Source organism: Salinactinospora qingdaonensis (assembly GCF_039539445.1).
GTDB lineage: Bacteria > Actinomycetota > Actinomycetes > Streptosporangiales > Streptosporangiaceae > Salinactinospora > Salinactinospora qingdaonensis.
In genome coordinates, this window is record NZ_BAABDD010000027.1 from 1 (window position 1) to 14614 (window position 14614).

At 68.1% G+C, this 14614-nt stretch carries 13 protein-coding genes; 6 read left to right on the forward strand and 7 right to left on the reverse strand.

The features are described from left to right. The first annotated feature begins 761 nt into the window (after positions 1-761). On the forward strand, positions 762-1697 hold the full coding sequence (locus tag ABD848_RS20080) for an oxidoreductase (protein WP_344974915.1): 936 nt from the start codon (positions 762-764) through the stop codon (positions 1695-1697). Positions 1698-2226: 529 nt separating this feature from the next. On the opposite strand, the gene ABD848_RS20085 is transcribed toward ABD848_RS20080, so the two are convergent. After that, the gene (locus ABD848_RS20085) at positions 2227-3444 is read right to left on the reverse strand and encodes an ROK family transcriptional regulator (protein WP_344974917.1); all 1218 of its coding nucleotides are present in this window, start codon (positions 3442-3444) and stop codon (positions 2227-2229) included. 268 nt (positions 3445-3712) lie between these two features. Here ABD848_RS20085 and ABD848_RS20090 point away from each other — a divergent pair, with 268 nt between their 5' ends. The 5 genes from ABD848_RS20090 (at position 3713) to ABD848_RS20110 (ending at position 9220) form a co-directional block, all read left to right on the forward strand. After that, positions 3713-4996, forward strand: coding sequence for an extracellular solute-binding protein (locus ABD848_RS20090; RefSeq protein ID WP_344974920.1), 1284 nt, complete (start codon positions 3713-3715; stop codon positions 4994-4996). Positions 4997-5110: 114 nt separating this feature from the next. Further along, positions 5111-6100 carry a carbohydrate ABC transporter permease gene (locus tag ABD848_RS20095; RefSeq protein ID WP_344974923.1) on the forward strand — a complete coding sequence of 330 codons (990 nt, stop codon included), beginning with the start codon at positions 5111-5113 and terminating at the stop codon, positions 6098-6100. Continuing rightward, complete coding sequence (locus tag ABD848_RS20100) at positions 6097-7017, forward strand: carbohydrate ABC transporter permease (RefSeq protein ID WP_344974926.1); 921 nt, start codon at positions 6097-6099, stop codon at positions 7015-7017. The genes ABD848_RS20095 and ABD848_RS20100 overlap by 4 nt, the downstream gene beginning before the upstream one ends. A 133-nt stretch (positions 7018-7150) precedes the next feature. Continuing rightward, a complete protein-coding gene (locus ABD848_RS20105; protein WP_344974929.1) occupies positions 7151-8602 on the forward strand; it encodes a glycoside hydrolase family 3 protein in 1452 nt (483 codons plus the stop codon). Positions 8603-8767: 165 nt separating this feature from the next. Next, entirely contained in the window at positions 8768-9220 is a 453-nt protein-coding gene (locus ABD848_RS20110) for an RrF2 family transcriptional regulator (RefSeq protein ID WP_344974932.1), read from the forward strand. Between the two features lie 140 nt (positions 9221-9360). Here ABD848_RS20110 and ABD848_RS20115 read toward each other — a convergent pair whose 3' ends face one another. The 6 genes from ABD848_RS20115 to ABD848_RS20140 all read right to left on the reverse strand — a co-directional run bounded on the left by ABD848_RS20115 (position 9361) and on the right by ABD848_RS20140 (position 14445). Then, complete coding sequence (locus ABD848_RS20115) at positions 9361-9828, reverse strand: Dps family protein (RefSeq protein ID WP_344974935.1); 468 nt, start codon at positions 9826-9828, stop codon at positions 9361-9363. 209 nt (positions 9829-10037) lie between these two features. After that, positions 10038-10397, reverse strand: a complete 360-nt coding sequence (locus ABD848_RS20120) for a helix-turn-helix domain-containing protein (RefSeq protein ID WP_344974938.1) — start codon at positions 10395-10397, stop codon at positions 10038-10040. A gap of 157 nt (positions 10398-10554) precedes the next feature. Further along, positions 10555-11058, reverse strand: a complete 504-nt coding sequence (locus ABD848_RS20125) for a CinA family protein (protein ID WP_344974941.1) — start codon at positions 11056-11058, stop codon at positions 10555-10557. 10 nt (positions 11059-11068) lie between these two features. Then, on the reverse strand, positions 11069-11680 hold the full coding sequence (pgsA, locus tag ABD848_RS20130; RefSeq protein ID WP_344974945.1) for a CDP-diacylglycerol--glycerol-3-phosphate 3-phosphatidyltransferase: 612 nt from the start codon (positions 11678-11680) through the stop codon (positions 11069-11071). Then, positions 11677-13131 carry a 30S ribosomal protein S12 methylthiotransferase RimO gene (rimO, locus tag ABD848_RS20135; RefSeq protein ID WP_344974948.1) on the reverse strand — a complete coding sequence of 485 codons (1455 nt, stop codon included), beginning with the start codon at positions 13129-13131 and terminating at the stop codon, positions 11677-11679. Before rimO ends, pgsA begins: the two co-directional genes overlap by 4 nt. Positions 13132-13248: 117 nt before the next feature. Further along, a complete protein-coding gene (locus ABD848_RS20140; protein WP_344974951.1) occupies positions 13249-14445 on the reverse strand; it encodes a helix-turn-helix domain-containing protein in 1197 nt (398 codons plus the stop codon). Positions 14446-14614: the final 169 nt, after the last annotated feature.

The following is a 14614-nucleotide window of genomic DNA, read 5'->3' on the forward strand; positions in this document are numbered from 1 at the left end:
GCCACCCCGCCTCCACCCCTAGAAAAACCCACCACCCCCGCCCCTCGCCGCCTTCCGTCGCCGCCCTTCACCCCCGCCAACAGCATCGACTCGGAGCCGCCTCTGCCCACCGCCCGTCCTCGCCGCCCTCCGTTACCGCCGGTAACCCCAGCGGCCGACACCGATACCCGAAACCCCTATCCACCACCTCTCCTCGCCGCCTTCCGTCACCACCCCCACCCCAGCGCACAGCAGCGATGACCGTGCTCCCTGCTCCGAAGCAGCCCTCGCTGCCTCTCGCCCCCACCTATCTGCCCCTTCCCTCTTTCCTTCTGCTTCCTGCTTCCCCTGCTGTTTCCCTGCTGCCTCTCTCCCCTGGCCCTCCTCTCCCCTGGCTCGCCCCGCCCTCACGAAACCCCTATGCCCCCCACGCTCTCCGACCCCGCCGCACTATTTCGCGGAGCCGCCCCGCGGTGCGGAACCGTCTCGCCTCCGCACCGAGCTGTCCTGCCTCCGCACCGAGCCGTTCCGCTTCCACGCCGTCCCTCCACGCACGGAAGCGGCACCCTCTGGCCCGATCCGTCCGCTGACCTGGCCATCAGCGGCGGGAGAGCGCCCTTAACGTCACGCCCCCTGGCTGACCAGTGACTGTTCATCTGGGGTCCATGAAACGGTCACGCGCACCGGGCGTGACCAGGGCTAAGTTGGGCTAGCCGTATGTCCATGACGTATGTGGCAAATGGTGAAAACGGGTTCCGGGTCCGCCCGCTGGAGGTTCTTCCATGGGCTCGCACGCCTGGCGCGGTGAAGGCATCCCCGACCAGAGTGGTCGCGTTGCCGTCGTCACTGGCGCTAACAGCGGAATCGGCTATGTGACGGCTCGCGAACTGGCCCGCTATGGTGCGCACACGATCCTGGCCTGCCGTGACAAGCAGCGCGGCGAGGCTGCGCTGGAGCGGTTGCACGCCGAACTCGGTGAGGCCGGCTGCGGTCGTGCCGAGTTGGTGCCGCTGGATTTGGCCGACCTCGGCTCGGTGCGGGACTTTCCCGTTTCGCTGCCGACGGATCGGGTGGACCTGCTCGTGAACAACGCCGGTGTCATGGGCCTGCCCTACCAGCGCACCGCCGACGGGTTCGAGATGCAGTTCGGCACCAACCATCTGGGCCACTTCGCGTTGACCGGGGTACTGCTGCCATGGCTGAGCAACGCGGCTCAGCCGCGCGTGGTCACGGTGAGCAGCAACCTGCACCAACGGGGCCGCATCGACTTCGATGACCTGCACAGCGCCGGCTCGTACGACAAGTGGCGGGCCTACGCCCAATCGAAGCTGGCGAACCTGCTGTTCGCTGATGAGCTGCAACGCCGCGCTACAGCCGCGGGGCATCCGCTGTTGTCGATGGCGGCACACCCCGGCATGGCGGCGACCAACCTGGCGGCGGGGCTGCCGACGCTGCGGGGCCGACCGCGGCTGGCGGCGCTGCTGCGTTCGGGGATCGGTGTGCTGGGCCAAAGCGAGGAGCAGGGGGCGCTTCCCGTGCTGCGCGCGGCGACCGACCCCACCGTGGCGGGCGGCTCCTACCTCGGCCCTGCCCGGATGGGCGGCACACGCGGGCCTCCGGTACTCGCGCGGCGCGCCCCGGCCGCCTGCGACGAGTACGCCGCCGAGAAGCTGTGGCGCATATCAGCGGACCTGACGGGGGTGCGCTACTTCTGGTGAGGCAGCCGTCACCGGGTGAGGCGGATGGAGCGCCTTCAATGGGGCACTCCCCCAGAGAGACAGTCGTCACCCCTGGTGAGGCCGCTCATCGCCTTGACTCAGAAGTTGCCGTGTCTATCGTCGTGTGTGCGCTCCCCCGGCGGGCCTCCCCTCGCCCCGCCGGTGTCCGAAGGTTGGCCCCTGGACGGCTTGGTGGCTTGCCCACACCCCTCTCGTCGCAGTAGCGGCGGCCCCACGGGCCCCACAGGCTCACGAGCGCGGCCCTGAGCAGGACTTGGGCAGGGTCGCCGTGGTCTCCTCTCCGCACGCGGGGGCACGGAGAGGAGGCCACGGCATCGGAGAAGAGGGAGGCGGGGACAGCGCGGCGGGGTGAGGGGGCGCCGCCCCGGGGCGTGGCTGGGGGCAGGGGCGAGCCCGCGCACGGGCGCTGTAGTGGCTGATCCCAGTGGGGGCAGGGCTGGGGGGAAGTCGGAAGGCCCCTGCGCGGGCACGGTGGCTCATAGAGGGCTGGTGGGGGCGCGGGCGCAGCTTATTCAGTGGTGGAGGTGAAGACCTCCTCTCGGGCCTGTTCGAGGGCGGCGAGGAATGCGCCGCGCAGCACGGGGTTGCCCTCGATCCCGCTGAGGCTGACCTGGGAGACGTTGGGGCCGATCTGGCTGGCCGCCTGGGCTACTCGGCGGGCTAGGTCGGTGCCGCCGCTCTTGGGAACCTCGCCGCCGAGGACGACGAGGTCGGGGTCGAGGACGACGCAGACGGAGGCGACACCGCGGGCGATGCGGCCGGCCAGTTCGCTGAGGAACTCCTCTCCTTTGCTGCCGGCCTCGCGGGCGGCGCGCAGGGTTTCGATCACGTTGGTCTGTGGCAGGCCGTAGGTGCCGGCGAGGGCGAGGATCTCCTGTGCGCCGACGAGGGCTTGGAAGCCGTGGGTCAGGGAGGGGCGGCCGTAGGCGGTGCGTAGTGACTGGTAGCCGCCGGGGAGCCCCACGTCGTGGGGCAGCGGCGCGCCGGGGACGGGCAGGTAGCCGATCTCACCGGCTCCGCCGGTGCGGCCACGGTGGATGCGGCCTCCCAAGACGATGGCCATGCCGACGCCGCCGCCGCTGCCGATCCAGACGAGCACGAAGTCGGAGACGTCGGTGGCCACTCCTTCGGCCTGCTCGGCGAGGGCGGCGAGGTTGACGTCGTTTTCGATGGTGACGGAGCGTTCGAGGTCTCTGCGTAGCGCTTCTAGGACGCCCTCGTGCCAGGAGTGCAGTTCAAAGGAGAATCGGACGTCGCCGGTGCGGGGGTCGACCACGCCGGGGGTGCCGATGACGCAGGCACGCAGCCGTTCCATTGGCACCTCGGCGCTGTGGACGAGCTTCATGACGGCCGCGCGTACCACCGCCACGGGGTCGTCGGAGTCGTTGGGGTCGACCGTGACTTCGGTGACGATTTCGCCGGTGATGTCGGCGATGGCGGCGGTGACCTCAGATGGGCCGACGTCGAGGGCGGCCACGTAGGCGCTGGAGGGCACCACGGCGTACAGGGCCGCGTTGGGGCCGCGACCGCCTCCTTGTGTTCCGACAACGTGGACGAGCTGGCGCTCCTCCAGCCGGGAGAGGAGTTGGGAGGCCGTCACTTTGGACAGTCCTGTGGCCGCTCCGAGCTGGGCACGTGTCATCGGCCCCGAGGAGATCAGCAACTCCAGCGCCGCGCGGTCGTTCAACTGCCGCAGCAGTTGAGGAGTCCCCGGGCGTCGAGACATAACCGTGATACTCCCGTCTCTATCTATTAGGAAAGTTTCTTGTTAGTTTATCGTCCAACCCGCACCGCGTGGTCCCCGGCACCGTGTTCCCGCAGGAACGGTACGGGAAAGCGCCACCGGATCGGGGCACCCGCGAACCTGCGCGCAGGGCTAGCCAAACACATATCCCCGTATCGACAACCACTAAGCCTGCGTGGCACTGGTGTCCGCCCACCCCCTTGGGCCCCGGAACCCCGCACTCGTCGTGATCCCCGAAGGGAGAATCCCGGTGAAAATCGCGAAGTCCGCAACGGCGGCCACAGCGCTGCTGCTCGTCGCCGCGTGCGGCGGCGGAGGCGAATCCCAACAGGACGAGAGCACCCCTGAGGAACTCACCGTCTGGGCCATGGGAGCCGCCCAAGACTCCTTGCAGCAGTACTTCGACGAGGTCGAGGAGAAATACCAGGAGACCTACCCCGAGACCGCCGTTGAGGTGGAGTTCGTCCCGTGGGACTCCCTCCAGGAGTCCATGAACACCGCGATTGCCGGCGGCGATCACCCCGACGTCTTGCAGGTCGGCAACGACCAGGTGTCCAACTGGGCCGTCCAAGGCGCGCTGCTGGACATCACCGAACAGGTCGACGGCTGGAGCGCGGCCGGCGACCTCGACCAAGGGGCGTTGGAGTACGGTCGCTACGACGGCGTGCAGTACGGCGTCCCCTGGCACGCGGGCGTACGCACCCTCTACTACCGCACCGACTGGCTGGAAGAGATCGACGCGCAACCACCCAAGACCTGGGAGGAACTCGTCGATGTCGCCACAGCCATCGAGGAGGAGAAGGGCGTCCCCGGCTTCGCCGCCCCCACCGACTTCACCAACGGTATCGCCAGCTTCATCTGGAGCAACGGCGGCGAGATCGCCGTCAACAACGGCGGGACGTGGGAAGGCAAGCTGGACTCGCCCGAAACCAAGGAAGCCATCGAGTTCTACGCCGGCCTGACCACCGATGAGGAGATCTCCCCGCAGTCCTACGTCGGCGAGAACGAGCTGATCCCGCTGGCCGACATGGCCAACAGTAAGCTCGGCATGTACATCGACGGCGGCTGGGCCCTGGGCTCCATGGAGGAGCAGGCCGAGGACCCTTCGGTGGTCGACGCGATATCCGCCGCGCCGCTGCCCGGCGCCGACGGTACCGCCCCGGCCTTCATCGGCGGTTCCGACCTGGCGATCTTCGCCCAGACCGAGTACCCCGAGCACGCTTGGGAACTGCTCAAGCTCATGGGCGGTAAAGAGTATGGCCAGAAGTGGGCCGACGCGGCCGGCTTCTTTCCCGTCTACCCCGAACTGCTCTCCGACCCCCAATACACCGACGACCCGGTGAAGCAGGCGGCGGCCGAGCAGATGCAAAACACCAAGTTCTTCCCGGCGACCCCGAAATGGAACGAAGCCGACCAGGATCAGAAGATCCTGCCCAAGGCGGTGCTGGAGATCGTCAAGGGTGACGACCCCGACACGGTCCTCCGGGAGGCGAACGAGAACCTGACCGAGATTCTCAACAAGCCGGTGGAGTAGCCACCTCCCACCGAAAACGATCCGCGCCGGTCAGCGTCGGCGGGGCGGTGGTTGCGCCCCCGTCTCGCCCGCTGGCCGGCCGGGCCGCCACCCGATAGAGGAACTTCCAGCCCCATGGCACAAACCGTCGAGGTGGCGCCGGCGGCCGACGAGCCGGCACCGGCACCACCGCGCACCCAATGGCGCTTCCGCCGCAGACTCACCTCCGCGCCCTACCTGCTCATCGCGCCGGCGTTCATCCTGCTCGCCGTCGTCTTGCTATGGCCCATCGTGCAGATGGTGTGGTACTCGTTCACCACCTACACCGTCCGCCACCTGGCCCCCACCGGCCCCACGCCCGAGTGGAACAACTTCGAGCATTACATCCGGCTGCTCTCCGACCCGCAGTTCTGGGGCATCCTGCGCAACACCGTCGTGGTGACGGTCGTCATGGTGGGCGCCACCATGATCGTGGGCACGCTCGTGGGCATTCTGCTGCACAAGCTGCCCAACTGGCTGTCCACCACCGTTGCTGTCGGGATGATGCTGGCCTGGGCGACGCCGGCGATGAGCGCCTCGCTGGTGTTTCGGTGGCTGTTCCTGCCCGAGCGGGGGCTGGTCAACGTGGTCCTGGCGCGCCTGCCCGACTGGCTCGTGGGATCGGGCTGGGAGAACTACAACTGGTTCCTCGAACCACTCCCACTGTTCACGATCTTGATCACCGTCATCGTCTGGCAGTCGTTCCCGTTTGTGTCGGTTTCCGTGCTCGCGGGCCTCAAGAGCATCCCCGCCGAGCTGTACGAGGCCGCACGGGTCGACGGTTCCAGCGGCTGGCGCGCGTTTTGGAACATTACGCTGCCCATGCTGCGCCCCTTGTTCTCGCTGATCCTCGTGTTGCAGATCATTTGGGACCTGCGCGTGTTCACCCAGCTTTACGTCCTGGCGAACAGTTTCCAGAACAAGGACGTCTACCTGCTCTCGTACTACATCTACCAGCAGGGGTTCAACGCCAGCCCGCCCAACTACGGGATGGGCTCGGCGATCGCCGTGGTCATGACGCTGATGATCCTCGCCGTCACCGCCTACTACGTGCGCATCATGATCCGCCAGGGAGAGACCCGATGACCGCCCCCACGACGCCTCCTCCCGCCACGTACCGCACACCGCGGGCGCCACGGTTGGCCAAACGGGCCAGCCGGGTCGGGCTCTACTTGGCCGCTGTCGCGGTGTTCGTCTTCTCGGTCTTTCCCGTGTACTGGATGATCGCGACGGCGTTGAAACCGCTCGGGGAGATCTTCGCCCAGACTCCCACGCTGTTTCCCACCAACCCGACGCTGGAGCACTTCGACCGGGTCATCAACGATGAGCTCATCCCCGGTGTCCCGTTTTGGCGGTTCCTGGCCAACAGCCTCATCGTCACGCTGGGGGCGGTGGCTATGGGCGCGGTGTTGTCGCTGCTCGCCGCCATCGCCGTGGCCCGCTTCAAGTTCCGGATGCGCACCGCGTTCATTCTGCTGCTGTTGGTGATCCAGATGGTGCCGATGGAAGCCGTCATCATCTCGATCTTCATCAACTTCAAAAACATCCAAGACGGTACCGGCGTGCAACTCCTGGGCACGCTTACCGGCCCGCTGATCGTCTACACGGCGGTCTCGCTGCCGATCACCACCATGATGCTGCGGGGCTTCGTCAGCGCCGTCCCCAAAGAGTTGGAAGAGGCCGCCGCCATCGACGGCGCCAGCCAATGGACGATCTTTTGGCGCGTGCTGATGCCGCTGGTGGCCCCCGGTCTGGTGGCGGCCAGCATCTTCGCCTTCATCACCGCCTGGAACGAGTTCATCGTCGCGCTGACCTTCCTGGGACGCAGCACCGAAGCGTACACCCTGCCGTTGACGCTGTCGTACTACTTCGGCCGTTACGGCACGGAGTGGGGCGCGATCATGGGCGCCTCCACGCTGCTGACCGTGCCGGTGATGATCTTCTTCCTGTTCGTCCAGCGCCGCATGGTCTCCGGGCTCACCATGGGCGCGGTCAAGGGCTAACCCCCTGAAAACCGGGCACCGCGCGCCGCTCCCCTCCACTCCCGGCGCGCGGTGCCCGCCTGCCCGCGCAGCCCCCGCATCCCGCGCCACGAGCCCCCTGGGATGCCCGCGATCACTGAACGGAGTCCCCGTGATGCCCACAGACCGCACGCTGGAACGGCTCGCCAACGCCACCTTGCTGGTGCCGTTCGAGGATCTCAGCGCCCCCCGCTGGGCGCTGGACGGGTTGGCCGACGGCTTCGCCGGCGTCTGCCTGTTCGCCAACAACATCGCCGACCGCGAGCAACTGCGCACTCTCACCCGACAATTGGAGTCGGCTGCCGAAGCGCCGCTGATCTCGCTGGACGAAGAGGGCGGGGACGTCACCCGCATCGGCCACCTCACCGGCAGCGACTATCCCGGCAACGCCGCGCTGGGCAGTGTCGACGACCCCGCTCTCACCCGCGCGGTCCACCGTGCCCTCGGCGCCGAACTGCACGGACTGGGGATCACCCTTGACCTCGCCCCGTCGGTCGACGTCAACACCACCGCCGATAACCCGGTGATCGGTACCCGCTCTTTTGGCGCCGACCCCGAACTGGTCTCGCGCCACGCCGGCGCAGCAGTCACCGGTTTGCAAGAGGGCGGGGTCGCGGCCTGCGCCAAGCACTTCCCGGGACACGGCGCCACCTATCAGGACTCCCACGAGGAGACACCAGTCATCGACGCCGACGTGGACCTGCTGCGCCGCCGGGAACTGTCACCTTTTCGCGCTGCGGTGCAAGCCGGCGTGCGCAGCGTGCTCACCGCTCACATCCGGCTGCGCCCGCTGGGCATGGCCGAGCCCGCCACCCTCACCCCGGCGATCGTCACCGACCTGCTGCGCACCGAGTTGGGGTTTGACGGGATGATCATCTCCGACGCTTTAGAGATGCGCGGCGTCAGCGGCGACATCGGCATCCCCGAAGCCGCGGTGCGGGCGCTGCTGGCCGGCTGCGACCTGCTGTGCTTGGGACGGTTCGTCTACCACGACGAGATCGTGGCGGTACGCGAGGCCATCGTGACGGCGGTGCGCTCGGGCCGGCTCGACGGGCAGCGCTTGGAACAGGCGGCGCAGCGCACGGCCCTGGTCCGCTCCTGGACAACGCAACGCCGCACCACGACCGAAGACCCCGCCATCGGGCTGGACGGCGCCCGGCGGGCGGTACAGGTCACCGGAGAGCTGCCGTCGCTGCACTCTCCGCTCGTCGTCGAACTCGACGCTCCCCCCGGTGCGGCCGTGGGCGAGGTCCCGTGGGGGCTGGCACCGTGGTTCCCGGAGACGGTGCGCCTCAGCGCGGAACGGGAGCGCAGTGACAAGGTGCTCGCCGATGCCAGCGGGCGCCCCCTTGTCGTCGTGGTGCGAGACGCCCACCGCTACCCCGCCACGCGCGGGTTCGTGACCGAGCTGTGCCGGGCGCGCCCCGATACCGTGGTGGTCGAACTGGGGTTGCCGGCTTGGCGTCCCGAATGCGGCGTCTACGTCAGCACCCACGGTGCCTCGCGCGCCAGTTGCCAAAGTGCGGCGGAGATCCTCGGTGCGGCCGGTACGGTACCGATAAGCTGACAGTGACGGTACTGGCCCCACGTGATCTCCGCCGCACCAGCAGCGTGCTGGAGTAGGGCGGATTTCCGGTAGGAGAGGTGGTCATGAGGCTAAGACCAACGGTGGCCCCGCGCTGTGGCACCCCGGGGCGCCCGAACGATCCGCGGTTCGCGGCATAATCGCAGCATGCGCCTTTCTGCCCGGGTCGATTACGCTTTGCGCGCCGCGGCCGAACTCGCTGCTGCCAGTGGCGGACCGGTAACGGCCGAACAGCTCGCGCGCGCTCAAGCCATCCCCGGAAAATTTCTGGAGAATATCCTCACCCAACTGCGTCGCGCCGGCCTGATCCGCAGCCAGCGCGGTCCCGTCGGCGGCTACTGGCTGGCCCAACCGGCCGAGGACATCTCGATGGCCGACGTGATTCGGGCGGTGGACGGGCCACTGGCCAACGTCCGGGGCGAGCGTCCAGAGCACGTCGGCTACGAGGGCGCCGCCCGCAGCCTGCAACAGGTATGGATCGCGCTGCGCGCCAGCGAGCGTTCGATCCTGGAGTCGGTGACTCTGGCCGACGTCGCCAGCGGCAAGCTCCCCGAATCGGTGCGTTCCCTGGCTGAGGACCCGGGGGCGTGGGCGAGCTGACCCCACGCCCCGGGGCTGTGGCCATCGCCGGTAACGCCCCAAGCCGCGGCCGGGAGCCGCTGCGGGTTTGCCCACGTCAGGCGGGGCGGGCACCGTCGTGGTGCCCGCCCCGTGTTCCCCGCTGACCGGTGGGAGCGCGGCTAGCGCATGGCCTCGAACATCCAGTGCTGCTGCTCCAGATCCTGGGCAGCCGAGATCAGCTCGTCTTGCGTGACCTGATCGGAGTGCTCGGTAGCCGCGATGCGCTCGCGGAAACGCCCCACCATCGCGCCGATAGTGTCGGTGATCAGCGCGATGACCTTGTCATCTTGTAGGTATCCCGGGTCGGGTTGGGGATTTTTGGTGTCGGCTGCCACCTTCGTGGAGCGGCCGTCGGGAGTGACGCCCACAGCCACCGCTCGCTCCGCGAGGATGTCGGTGTGGCTGCGAGCCGCAGTCACGAGTTCGTCGAGTTGTAGGTGCACAGAACGGAAGTTGCGCCCCACGACGTTCCAGTGGGCCTGCTTGGCCAGCAGCGAAAGGTCAATCAGATCGACCACCGCTCCTTGCAGGGCCTCTGCGGTAACTTTGCGGGCGTCGTCAGAGAGCGGGCTGTGAATCTTGGTCATGGCTGACGTCCTCCTGGCTTGTCCGGTTGCGGGGGACGACTGCCCCAACACCGGAGCGGAAAACGCAGGAGGAGAGATCGCGGCTGAGCAGGAAGGGGCGCCGCCGGCGCTCGACCGGCGGTGCCGACGTAGTTGTGGGGTCAGGGGAAACATGACGTCGGCCGCGGTGACGACGGCCGGCGTCACCGCATACGCGCGCATGCCCGTGGCTATACGCCCACCATGTCGACCACATCGGGAACGCGGTCGGGCACCGCGTCGATGTCGATACGGTCGGCGCTGGGAACGGACTCGCTCGGGACCGACCCGCTGATGAGAGCGGCCTCTTGCAGTTCGGCCAGTGCCAACTGGTCAGCGACCTCCCGGAGCACCTGGGACAGTGGGACTCCCAACGCTCCGCAGATGGACGAGAGAAGTTCGGAGGATGCCTCCTTTTGTCCTCTCTCGACCTCCGACAGATAGCCCAACGAGACCCGCGCGTCGGCCGACACCTCGCGGAGGGTGCGGCCCTGCCGCTGCCGAAGCTGCCGCAGCACCTCACCAAGCAGGTGACGAAGCAGGACCATCATTCGCGCTCCCTCCCACCGGTAGCGACCTTCATGCAAAACACCGTACCTGTCTGAAGCGTGATCGTCGCACCTCATAGCTTCCTGTTCGCTGGAGGGATAACACGATCTTGAACAGGCTTGTTCCCCACCTTGGCGCGATTGAACAGCATGTGGACCACTATTCCGAAGTGGAGCGCGCCACCCTGGCGCTGAGCAGGCGTAGCGCCTGCTCGGTCGTGACGCGCCTGATCTGAGCGCGACTTCCCCCCAGCGGCAACTCAGTGGCCCCTGTGCCCTCAGGCGAAGCGAACCCCAAAAAGACGGTCCCCACCGGCCATCCGTCTTGGGGATCGGGGCCGGCGACGCCCGTGACCGCCAACCCGTAGGTGGCAGCCAAGAGCTCACGGGCCCCCAGCGCCAACTGTATGGCCACGTCAGGGTGGACCGCTCCGTGACGGTGAAGAAGATCATGGTGCACCCCGAGCAGACTCTCTTTGACATCGGTGGCGTAGCAGACCACGCCGCCCCGGTAGGTGACCGAAGCTCCCGGAATGTCGGTGAGCGCAGCCCCGATCAGCCCGCCCGTCAGCGACTCCGCGGTGGCGACAGTAGCCGAACGCTCCCGCAGCAGCCTGTGCAACAGCGTGGCAGCGGCGCGCGCGGCATCGGAGATTTCGGCCATGTCACCCCGTTCACGTTGACTCGGCTGTGGAGGACGACGCGGCGGGTGGGGAACGCCATAGCCGCACGGCCTGGATCACGTAGTCGGCCCCGGTGATCACGGTCACGGCCAGGGCGGCTCCCATGAGGGCATACGCTCCGAAGACCAGCGGCTCAGGCAGCGGGAACAGGTAGGCGGCGATGGCCACCACCTGCAACACCGTTTTGAGTTTGCCGCCGCGACTGGCGGGGATGACGCCGCGCCTGAGCACCGCGAAACGCAAGGCGGTGATCCCCCACTCACGGATGAGGATCACCAGCGTGACCCACCACCACAGCTCACCGAGGATCGACAGCACCACCAGCGCCCCACCGGTGAGCGCCTTGTCGGCGATGGGGTCAGCGATCTTGCCGAAGTCGGTGACGAGGTTACGCCGCCGGGCCAACTCACCGTCGACACGGTCGGTGATGGCGGCGAGGAGGAACACCACGAAGGCGACGAAGCGCCACACCGGGTGATCGAGGAACATGCAGACGATGAAGACCGGCACCATGATGAGCCGGACCGCCGTCAAAATGTTGGCGATGTTCCACAACGGCACGTTGGCGGCGGGAACGGACGCGGGATCGGGGCCGGAGTTCACCGCGCACCCGTTATGTCCGCATCGGCGCTGCACTCGGCCACTAGATCCACGCCTACGGCGTCAACAACCGTGGCCCGGACGATCTCCCCCACGCGCAGCCCTTCGGCGCGCACAAGGGTGGTGCCGTCGGTCTCAGGGGCCTGGTGAGCGGCGCGCCCCTCGTAGCCGTCTTCTGGGGTCTCATCCTCGATGAGGACATCGACCGTGGAACCGACACGCTCTTGTGATCGTTGTGCCATGAGTTCCTCCGCGAGCCGGTTGAGGTGGTCGACCCGTGCGGCGATCTCGTCGGCTGCGAGCTTGCCGTCCAGGCCGGCGGCTTCGGTGCCCTCCTCGTCGGAATAGCCGAAGATGCCGATGGCATCCAATTGTGCTTGTTCGAGAAAAGCCGTGAGTTCGGCGAAGTCGTCCTCGCTCTCGCCGGGGAAGCCCACGATGAAGTTGGAACGCACACCGGCCTCCGGGACGCGCTCGCGCACGGTGTGCACCAGTTCGAGGAATCGCTCCCGGTCGCCGAAACGGCGCATCCGACGCAGCAACGGGCCACTGGCGTGCTGGAACGACAGATCGAAGTAAGGCACGACCCCGGGCGTGGTGGTGAGGACGTCGATCAGGCTGGGACGCATCTCGGCCGGCTGCAAATAGCTGACCCGCACGCGCTCGATGCCGGGAACCCCCGCCAGGCGCGGCAGCAGCTTCTCCAGGCAACGCAGATCGCCCAGGTCCTTGCCGTAGGAGGTGGAGTTCTCGCTGACGAGGAACAGCTCACGCACCCCCTGTTCGGCCAGCCACTGTGCTTCGCGAACCAGGTCGTCGGGGCGACGGGAGATGTGGGCGCCCCGAAATGACGGGATCGCGCAGAAGGAGCAGCGGCGATCACAGCCGGAGGCGATCTTGAGGTTGGCCACTGGCCCGCCGGTGAGGCGCCGCCGCGGAACACGCGGGCCGGAGGCCGGGGCGACCCCCTCCGGCAGCGGCTCGAACGCGGCGTGGCCGGGGACGTGGACATCGTGGGTCTCGGAGCGCTCCACCGGCGAGATGGGCAGCAGGGTACGGCGGTCGCGCGGATCGTGCGGCGCGATCGGCTTGCCGGCGAGCACATCGTCGAGGCGCTGACCGATCTCGGCGTAGTCGTCAAAGCCGATGACCTGCGCTTCAGGCAGCGACTCGGCGAGTTCGGAGCCGTAGCGTTCGGCCATGCAGCCAGCAGCGACCACTTTGGCGCCGTCCTCGCCGGCGGCCAAGAGGGCGTCGATGGAGTCCTGCTTGGCTGCGTCAATGAACCCGCAGGTGTTGACGATGACGACATCGGCACCGGCTCCTTCGCCGGCCGTGTCGGTCTGCACGAGGTCCCACCCCTCGGCAGCTAGGCGGCCGGCGAGTTCTTCGGAATCGACCTCGTTTCGCGCACATCCCAAAGTGACGAGCGAAACAGTACGACGCGATGACATGGCTTCCAAAGTGACGGGTTACTGGATGCGGCGGGACGCCGCCGCTTCCAGGGTAGGCCGTCCGAGACGCGGTTTTCGCCCCCTACCAGGATCGCGTGTGATCTGCGTCGCGTCAGTTCAGGGGACGGTGGCGCCAGATGTGTCGCCGTCGACCGGTGCGGAGGCCTCCCGCAACTGCTGGGGCCGCTCGCTGGCGTGAGGCGGCTGTGGACTGGCGGCCACGATCGGGGCGGTTGTCGCCGCGGGAGTGGCGCCCCTGGGCGCGGCGGCCCGCTCGGGAGCCGCCTCGGCCGCCTTGGCCAGTTCGCCCTGCGGCGCCGCGGCGTCCAACGTGAGCTGGAGGACCTCACCTTCGGCCCCGGGGCTTCCGACGTCGGTGCCGTTGACCGTCATGCGGACGCTGCCGGCGTCGGCTAGGTGCACGCGCAGTCGCTCCGCGGCGGTGTAGTCGTGTGTCATGCCTTGGTCCAGCACACCGGTGAACAGTTTGGCGTTGTCAGCGTCGTGGACGCTGATCCAGGTTCGCCGCAGTGCGCTGACGCGCAGCCGCACGTCCTCAGCGGGGGCGCTGGGGCCGGCAGTGGTCGAGGGCGTGGGCTCGGGCTGCGGGCTGGGCGCGGGCACGGCCACGTTGTCGACATTGTCGACAACGTCGCGCTCGGTGAGGCCGACGAGCGAGTTGGCCGCTTCTGCGGCAGCCACGCGCAGCAGTTCACCACCGCGTGGCCACGCCATGGCAGCGCCCAGGAGCACCACACCGGCCAGCGCCGCGACCACGAGGGGCCACCTGCGCCGCCGTTTGGCCTCGTGCTGGGGAGATTTGGTTGGCTTGGCGCGCTTGGTCCGGTTGACCGGTGGGGGCTGTTGGGTGCTCTCGGCGGTGTCAGAGCGCTGAGACTGTTCGGGAGGTTGCGGCTGCTCGGGACGGTTGGCGCGCTGGGACCGGCCGGCGCCGCGCGACTGTCCGGGCGCCGATCGCGCCGAACGGTTGGAGCGGGCCGTCGTTTGGGAGCGCGTGCGGTTGGCACGGTCGCGTTTGGAGCGCACCGGCAACTCGGACAACGGGTGCGGCGGGGCGGCTTGGGCATGCTCGGCGTCGAAGCGCTCGATGAGGGGAAGCGGGTCGATGTCGAGAGTCGCGCAGAGGCAACGGATGTGCCCGCGAGCGTAGAAGTCACCGCGGCACTGGTCGAAGTCGTCGCACTCGATGGCGCGGATGACGTGCTCGCGGATACGGGTGCGCTGGCTGAGTTCGGCGACCGTCCACCCGGCCCGTTCGCGACTGTCGGCAATCGTCTCACCGATTGTCGTCATGCCGGTCCCCTTCCCTGACGGCGTGACCATGCGTATGAGCTACACGTGGTGACTGGGTGGGCCCCGGGGCGGTGATCTCTCATCGGGCGGGTCCTCGCTCGCGCCCGGAGGCGCTCGCTCCCGGCGCCATCCACCGTCCACTGTGCACGGGTCGCGGTCGTGACCTGGG